This window comes from Algibacillus agarilyticus (assembly GCF_003286125.1).
In the GTDB taxonomy this organism is placed as follows: Bacteria; Pseudomonadota; Gammaproteobacteria; order Enterobacterales; family Alteromonadaceae; genus Algibacillus; species Algibacillus agarilyticus.
Window position 1 is genome coordinate 1 of the sequence record NZ_QMED01000057.1, and the last position, 8120, is coordinate 8120.

Genomic DNA, 8120 nt, shown 5'->3' on the forward strand with positions numbered 1-8120 from the left:
ATCGCCGTAAGGTTAATGCAACTTCAAGAATGGGCTCAAAACAAAGAAGAAGCTAAAGCGATAGATTGTACTTGTTACGTAGAAAGTACGACATGGCAATTGCTGTGGATGAAAGTAGAAAAAGGGAAAGGCCTTCCGACTAAACCTCCTTCACTTTATTGGTTGTATTACGCTATAGCAAGGTACGGTGGCTGGTATGACAGCAAACGCAACGGACGAGTAGGGATGAAAGTGTTATGGCAAGGTTGGATAAAATTGGCCGAAATGATAGAGTCAATTGCGATGTTAAAATCACTTCAGCAGGCTGGAGACTTGTGATCAAGAGACAGACATGGATGTAGGTTGGTGCCGTGTACATCGATGACTGCCCTGCATGGGACGCGTTAATCAACGACCACGAAAAAAGTTAGATTACCAAACTCCTGAAGAGGTTTTCACAACCTAAGCTGTGGTGCACTTAGATGTTGAATTCGCCTTAGATTGTTGTGAGCTGATATTGAATGTTTGCTGGGTGCTTTCCTGAGCTACTGGTTACTTGCATAAAATCTAGCCAGTCTTCCATACGCTTTTTTAATGTTTCAAATAACTCGTTAAAGCGACCTAACTCTGATTCTGGTATTTGCATATCAATATAAACAACAGCGTTAAATTGACTGTTACGAGTGTCAATACCATCATATATACTTGCACCGAAGTCTGTATATATTTTACGCAACTCCACTTCACCAATACGAATAACGGAGTCGGCATTATCACCTTTTAACGAGAGTTGGTAGCTTTGAGTTCCATCTGGGTTATTGACTGTTGCGCGGGTAAACTCTGGTTCATTAACGTATTCAAGAACGTCATCATTCAATACCTTAGTTCTATTGATACGAATAACGCCTTGCTCGGCATGAGCCATATTTAACCGTTTAGGGCAGACCGGAATAAAAATCTCATCTCCAACCATGTACGGGTGGTGCTGATTATTTAATATAAAATCATTTGGGAAGACGAGTGTTCCCAATTGCTGGGTCAACTCTAAGTCAAAAAGATAAGCCTTTTCATCGCCATAATTGAATAGGTAAGCATAGTTGCCATCACACCAAACAATATTATTGCCATAATTTTCACCCGCTTGGGTTTCACGGATTAATTCTCCGCTTTCAGCATTTAAGGCTGCAATTTCATTTCGATGGGCGACATAAATGATATCTTTGTGAATATAAAAATCTTGAACAATGTGGCTAAATTGTTTTTTCCATTGTTCTAATCCTGACTCAACATTTAAATAAGCTAATTCACTGTTTAACTCTGCCTCCATAGGTCTACCAATAGCCTCGCTATCAGAACCAAGATGAAATAGAATAGAATTATTGTTGACTTGGTACTCTTTTCCAATAGGAGGGATATTTTTATCAAAAACATATGTCCAATTAGGCTCACCGAAAGAGTCTATACACTTAATGAATTTACCAGCACTTACCTCAAATATCTTTCCCCTTATATCGATTAAATAATTTGAAGTCTTACGCTCAAATAATTTCGTTCCATTATCTAAACTAATAACTTCCCAGTCATTGCCTGAAAATCGATTTGGTTTACGAATGAAAGCATGTTTTTTTTCAAAGCCATAATTAAACTGCAACTTGCCAACATCAAATTTTTTAAAATCAACTTTACTTATCTGAGATTCATTATGTAAAACTTCATTCACACATAGAGACGCATCGAAAATATAGAGTGAACTCTTGCTACAAAAAAAGCGAATATTATAATTCGTATATGCGATTAACTTACCTGATTGAGTGCTAACAGTTTTACCTGAAATAACGATATTTTGATTATTTACACCTGTACAAATATTTGATTCCGGTAATCTTAATATAATCATCTAGTATTCACCTATTTCGAATATACCGCTCAACATTCTAACCATCGTATCTTTAAATTGCCTCGCTGCTATATCATTATTTAGCTCGACCCTTGCTGATATAGCAAGTTCACCCAAATTTTTGTCTAACTCACGCAAAGCTAAAGATTTTATTTGAATTAGTTGTTCTTTGCTTCGGCTATCAAACATCCAAATTACTTTAATATTACTAGATGTTTCTCTGAACATTTTAACCAAATCCCTATGCATTTGGCCATAAAACTCTTTGTATTCATTGGTTTCTGTGCATCTACGCTCAGATTTCTTAAATGCGCAACCTAAAAATTTTTCAATATTATCTGGTGCCCAAGCTTTTAATTCATATCGAACTATAGTGCCATCCGTTTTTTCTACCTTTAAATCGTAGCGCCTAGTAAAGCCTGCCGTAGTGTCTAGCTCTTCAATATCCAAGACTTTACTAATATCTGGGTTATTTAATACCAGTGTGGGATAATATCAGTGTGGGACAGTCATCGTTATCACCCTAACTGAAGATTTAAAAATAAAATAAAATCATAGGCTTATTCATGTCTGTTCCGCATGAGTGCCAATTCGAGGTGATCGCCAAACGATATGAAAAAGGGTCAGTAATTTTAACTAGCAACTTGCCATTTGGATAATGGGGGCAGGTATTTGCAGACGATACAGCGCTGACATCTGCAATGTTAGATAGGGTATTACATCATTCGCACATTATTCAAATCAAAGGAGATAGCTATCGAATAAAAGAAAAGAAACAAGCTGGTTTAATGGATAAACCAAAGGATTAATGGATCACTTTTCGATTGTTGTTGACAGCGAGAGCATACAGTCTAAGCATGCTCTCGCTAGGTGACACAAATTTAAGCAATCGGAATATGAATGCGAGTTAACCATTCTGTCGGTGGTAATTCGCGCGGGTTGTTTAAATACTCTTCAACCACAGGCGCATTGGCTAGTTCTAATTGCTGCTCCGGTAACCATTGGCGATAAAGCCAATTGTAGGCCGTTTCTAGCTCTGCATAAGGGCCTTTAAATACTATCGCTACATATTTCTGAGTACCGAGTGTTTTTGTTTCTAAAGGCGATGTTGCATTGCTTGCCGTTAGGCAGGCTTCTGATCTAATTTTGTCGGTCGCAACGGATGCTGGGTCGTCATAATACAAACCGAATGAGCGTGTATCTGCGCCCATGAGCCCCTGTCCAGCAGCATGGCTGAATAGTTGTTCAAAAGTGCTACCTATATTCATATAGTCGCCTTGGTGTGGCAAATAGGCGAGGTTGATATCTTCAAGTTGGGTATAAGTTACGTCAAACATGGCACTGAATTCCTGTGGTATAAAGTTAGGTTTATCAATTACCGTTAAACGAGGTTTTGCTTGGCGATAGGCTTCAGGCGTTAACCCATATTGCTTTACAAAGGCGCGGATAAATGCGGTTGCCCCTGAATACTGAAATCGCTTTGCGATCGTTTCTACGGCTTGTTCACTGCGCAGCAATGCCGAAGAGGCATGATGTAAACGTAACCGGCGGATAGTATTACTTACTGTTTCACCCAGCATTCCTCGGTATAAACGATGAAAATGATAGGGTGAAAAACAAGCGATATCGGCAAGTCGGTTGATATCAAGCGGACATTCTAAATTGTTCCAAATATGCTCGATAACCAAGCTTATCCTTTGCTGGTAATTAACCCGTGTGGTTGCTTTTTTCATCCTATTCTCCTATTACCTTTCAATAATGATAGGTATAACTCATTGCTGCTTTCAGCTTTTCGCTGACAGGGCTATTAAGCCCTAACTCCGATCGATAATGTTTGCGCATTTAGCAATTAGTTTAGTTTGAATGTATTAGTTTACTAGGGCTAATATTTGAGGCTAGGTTTCACCAACAAGTTGGCCAATTGGGGGGGGGCATTGCGGCGCACTCATTGCGCAGTATCAACTTTGGGGTCGCCCATTAAACCGTTAGTCGTGCTAAAATTGAAAAGCCGAGCGGTAGTCTCGGCTTTTTTAGGGGATAGTTGGAGCTTGCGGTGTACTTAATGCAGTTTAAATTTAGGGCCTAATATGCTGCTGACCTTTCTGCTCATTAACGTCAGCACTCCTTTGATTTTTCCATGCACAGCTAAAAGGTGGAATGTGTATAACGAGACATACACCAGCTTGGCTAAACGCCCTTCAACAAACATATTATTGTTAGATAATTTACCCATTAAACTGCCGACGGTAGAGTACTTACTAAAATGCACAAGCGACCCGTAGTCGACATATTTAAATGGTTTAGGGGCTTTATTTTTATCAGCATTAATTAAATTAGTTGCTACCGTTGACGCCATCTGATGGGCAGATTGCGCTCTTGGCGGAACCCAGCTGCCATCTTCTAGTTCAACACCACAACTGTCGCCAATGACATATAAGTCGTCAGAGTTTGGCGCTTGCAGGTATTCGTTAACAATAATTTGCCCTAAACGATTATGCTCAACGTGAGTAATATTTTGAACAAACTGGGGGGCTTTAACACCCGCGGCCCAAACCATCAAATCCGCTGGAATAACAACACCCTGATCGGTGACAAAGCCTTCAGAAGTCGCTTCAGATACCTTGGTGTTTTCTTTAACTTCAATATTTATCTTAAACAAAGCTGATTTAGCTGAGTTTGAAATACGAAGCGGTAACGCAGGTAAAATTCTCGGCCCGGCTTCAATTATGGTAATAGAAAGTCGGTCGGCAGACATATTCGGCATACCGTACGATTTAGCTAAGTTACCAATGTAATGTAGCTGCGCCGCAAGCTCAGTTCCGGTTGCTCCACCACCCACAATGGCAATGCGTAGCTTTTGTACAAATGACTTTTCATGATCATTTTTAAGTAACTGATTTAGCAGTGCTCGATGAAAACGCTCAGCTTGATTTAATGAATCTAAGAAATAAGCGTGTTCAGCCACCCCTGGGGTGCCAAAATCGTTACTCATGCTACCTGCAGCAATGACTAAAGTGTCATACGTCAGGGTTCTAGCTGGCAATATTTCTGCGCCATCATCATCCAATAATGGATCAAGGTGCAATGACTTATTGTGCGCATCAACTTGGTTTACGTTGCCCAACTGGAATTCGTAGCCGTGACGAGACGCGTGAATACCATATTCGACACCATCTGACTGTTTATCTATTACCCCAGCGGCAACCTCGTGCAATAGCGGTTTCCAAACGTGAGTTCTGCTTCTATCAACTAAAATTATGTGCGCTTTTTTGCACTTACCTAATGAACGAGACAATCTAGTGACCAGCTCTAGTCCGCCGGCACCTCCGCCAATGACAATAATTTTTTCCATGATGGTTCCTGATTTATAATTAAAAAATTGGCGCAGTATGGCGTGAGTAGACAAACCCAGAGGGAGATAAAAAGGAAAATTAATTCGGTTTGTTCAAGCATGAATTTTATCATGTACTTTAGAAGTCACTGCATAACTAAATAATGACAAAAATTGTGGTTTATGTCCATCGGCAGTGCGGAATAGGTTGGTTAAATGGCTACAACTTGGGCGACTTTGGGGTCGCGTCTTCGATCGTGCAGGACAGGCACAAATAAGCTTTTGATTTTATTTGATATTACATAAGTGTATCGACTATGCATCGATGACTGCCCTGCATGAACAGTCATGAGTTTCCTTTATTTTCTTTGTTTCAATAAAAACTCGATCAGCATTTCATCCGTTTTATTTGTCCATTTTTTACCAAGCGTATGACCCACGCCCTTCATGATCATCAGCTCTATGTCTTTGTTATTTTCACACATATAACGGGTTGAAGACCAACTGCCGTAGTCGATGAACTTTGGGCTTTTGCAATTGTTAAATTTGGCCCAGATGTTAATACGTTCTGATGCCGAATACATTGGGTGTCTTTTGTTACTACCATGAAAGCTCTTATCTTCGTCTCCTATTACTTGCATAATAGCAATAGGAACGGTGCCATTTACTGGCTCATGTGCCGCTATGGCCATACCACATTTAGTGGGGGCTATAGCGGCCAACAGATTGGTTTCTTTGGCTAATCGGTATGCCATTAAGCCGCCACTGGAAGAGCCCGTAGCATATATACGGCTGTGGTCGACTAACCCTTGTTTATCTAACAACGCAATAATAGCTTTAATCAAACCCACATCGTCAGCATGTGTTGATGCGCCTTTTTTAAATGTCCATGCAGTTTTACCTGCTTTTGATTTTGTACCAAGCGGACTAACACTGATCAAGCCATGTTGATTGACAAAAGGCTTGAGGCGTCGATTGTATCCGTTAGCCTTACCGCCTGCTCCATGAAGACCAAAAACAATCGGGTGACCACTTTCAATAATCTTCAAAGGCAACTCAATCATTGCCTTACGTTCTATGCCGCTGTTTTGTGTAATGACTACTTCATTCACGCCGGGTTTGAGCGGGAAAAAATTTGCTGACTCAATACTATGTTGAGTAGCAGTAGGGTCTAACATCAAACTCATTTGGGGCTGATGGGTGCTAGAACACGCGATTAATATAATGGTTGCCAGCAAAACAGTAAATTTCTTCATTGGTGATTATTCTCCTAAATCAAAAAATAACATGGACACCCACCTTTAAAATCTTGAAACAATACTGCCATGTTATTTTTGATTTGCCAATGTGATTTACCAGTGTGGGATAGTCATCGTTATCACCCTAACTGAAGACTTAAAATCATAGGCTTATTCATGCCTGCTGAGATGGTCACTCCACATTCGGCATCATAATGTGCCATGATTGTAAGCGACAAAACCATTAATCAAACTGTGGAGTGACCATCATGAAATGTAGCGTAATTAGTATTGACTTAGCAAAGAATATTTTCCAAATCTGTGGCTTAGATGAAAACAGAAACGTTTTGTTTAACAAAAAAGTGAAACGCTCTGCTTTGTTACACGAACTTCGCCAACACGAACCCACTCAAGTTGCAATGGAGGCGTGTTATAGCTCTAACCCTTGGGGGCGCAGAATTAAAATGCTAGGCCATAAAGTTTCTTTACTCCCGGCATTTGCGGTTAAACCTTTTGTGATAGGCAATAAAAACGATCGCAACGATGCACTGGCTATCGCGGAAGCATTCTTCCGCCCAACCATTCGAAAAATAGAAGTTAAATCACTTGAAGCACAAGATATTCAATCATTGCAGCGCGTCAGAGAGCGCATGATAAAAATACGCACCGGTGATGCTAATCAATTACGGGGGTTATTAGCGGAGTATGGTGTTGTCGTACCGCGAACCCGTGTCGCATTAATGAATGAAATCCCTATTATTTTAGAGTGTAATGAAATGGAATTGACGGCGACAGCCCGCAAAATCATTCGTCGGCTTTATCAAAATTTACAAAATCAAGATGAACAACTTGACGCAATTCAACAAGAGCTTGATAGCTTGGTTAAAGATAAAAAAGAATATAAACGTTTAATGACAATCCCTGGTGTTGGCCCTGTACTCGCTTCAGCGATCATGGGCAGTGTTACTGATGCCAACACCTTTAAAAACGGTAGGCAGTTTGCTGCTTGGACAGGAATAACCCCTTCTCAGCATGCCAGTGGTGATAAAAATAGAATGGGTAAAATAACCAAACGCGGGAATAGCACATTAAGGCGGTTGTTTATCATGGGCGCAAGAGCGGTGATGAATTGGTGTACTAAAAAAGATACCTCATTACATCGCTGGGCAAGGCAACTAAAAAGCCGTATGCACGGTTGTAAAGCGGTTGTGGCATTAGCGAATAAACTTGCGCGTATCACTTGGTCAGTCATGGCATATAAGCAAGATTTCGACATAAACAAGGCCTGTGCTTAATCAAAAAAAACGTAGAATTTAAGAAATAAAACCACTCACTCATTTAAGGGCTAAACGGTACTATATGTATTGATGATTTAAACGGTTTTGTCTTATTTGGAACCTCGCCGGGACAGCTGCTCTAGACGCATAATAACGAGTCGAAGAAGCATTATGCCTGCAAAGGCAAATAAGACATCCTTATTCAGGAACTCATTAGGGCGCGGCTGCATTTAAAGCCATCAAGACGCCGGATATATGTCAAGAAACCGTTACTTTACCAAGCATAAAACCAGTTTAGTAAGAAAGAAATATGTAATTTATTCAATGATTTACCCCTATTTTCGGGCAAAAAAACAGGCAATATAGCTTGATTTAATCGGAGTGACCATATATGTCCC

At 40.2% G+C, this 8120-nt stretch carries 6 protein-coding genes and 2 pseudogenes; 3 read left to right on the forward strand and 5 right to left on the reverse strand.

Features of this window, described 5'->3' with window-relative positions; all coding sequences use genetic code 11:
• Window positions 1–318, forward strand: a pseudogene (locus tag DPX34_RS21270) (IS4 family transposase); the annotation flags it as partial.
• Between the two features lie 157 nt (window positions 319–475).
• Here the strand turns inward: DPX34_RS21270 and DPX34_RS21275 are convergent.
• Complete coding sequence (locus DPX34_RS21275) at window positions 476–1876, reverse strand: PQQ-binding-like beta-propeller repeat protein (protein WP_111980428.1); 1401 nt, start codon at window positions 1874–1876, stop codon at window positions 476–478.
• Window positions 1877–2326: a hypothetical protein gene (locus DPX34_RS21280; protein ID WP_111980429.1), complete on the reverse strand. Its 450-nt coding sequence runs from the start codon at window positions 2324–2326 to the stop codon at window positions 1877–1879.
• A 140-nt stretch (window positions 2327–2466) separates the two neighbouring features.
• On the opposite strand from DPX34_RS21280, the pseudogene DPX34_RS21285 reads away from it, so the two are divergent.
• Window positions 2467–2685: pseudogene (locus DPX34_RS21285) on the forward strand (ATP-binding protein); the annotation flags it as partial.
• A 72-nt stretch (window positions 2686–2757) separates the two neighbouring features.
• Here DPX34_RS21285 and DPX34_RS21290 read toward each other — a convergent pair.
• The 3 genes from DPX34_RS21290 to DPX34_RS21300 form a co-directional block, all read right to left on the reverse strand.
• Window positions 2758–3609, reverse strand: coding sequence for an AraC family transcriptional regulator (locus tag DPX34_RS21290; protein WP_111980430.1), 852 nt, complete (start codon window positions 3607–3609; stop codon window positions 2758–2760).
• Between the two features lie 326 nt (window positions 3610–3935).
• The gene (locus DPX34_RS21295) at window positions 3936–5228 is read right to left on the reverse strand and encodes an NAD(P)/FAD-dependent oxidoreductase (RefSeq protein ID WP_111980431.1); all 1293 of its coding nucleotides are present in this window, start codon (window positions 5226–5228) and stop codon (window positions 3936–3938) included.
• Window positions 5229–5566: 338 nt separating this feature from the next.
• Window positions 5567–6463 (reverse strand): CE1 family esterase, encoded by an 897-nt coding sequence (locus DPX34_RS21300; RefSeq protein ID WP_111980432.1) that lies wholly within the window; start codon window positions 6461–6463, stop codon window positions 5567–5569.
• Between the two features lie 251 nt (window positions 6464–6714).
• On the opposite strand from DPX34_RS21300, the gene DPX34_RS21305 reads away from it, so the two are divergent.
• Window positions 6715–7740, forward strand: a complete 1026-nt coding sequence (locus DPX34_RS21305) for an IS110 family RNA-guided transposase (RefSeq protein WP_111979359.1) — start codon at window positions 6715–6717, stop codon at window positions 7738–7740.
• The last annotated feature ends 380 nt before the right edge of the window (window positions 7741–8120 follow it).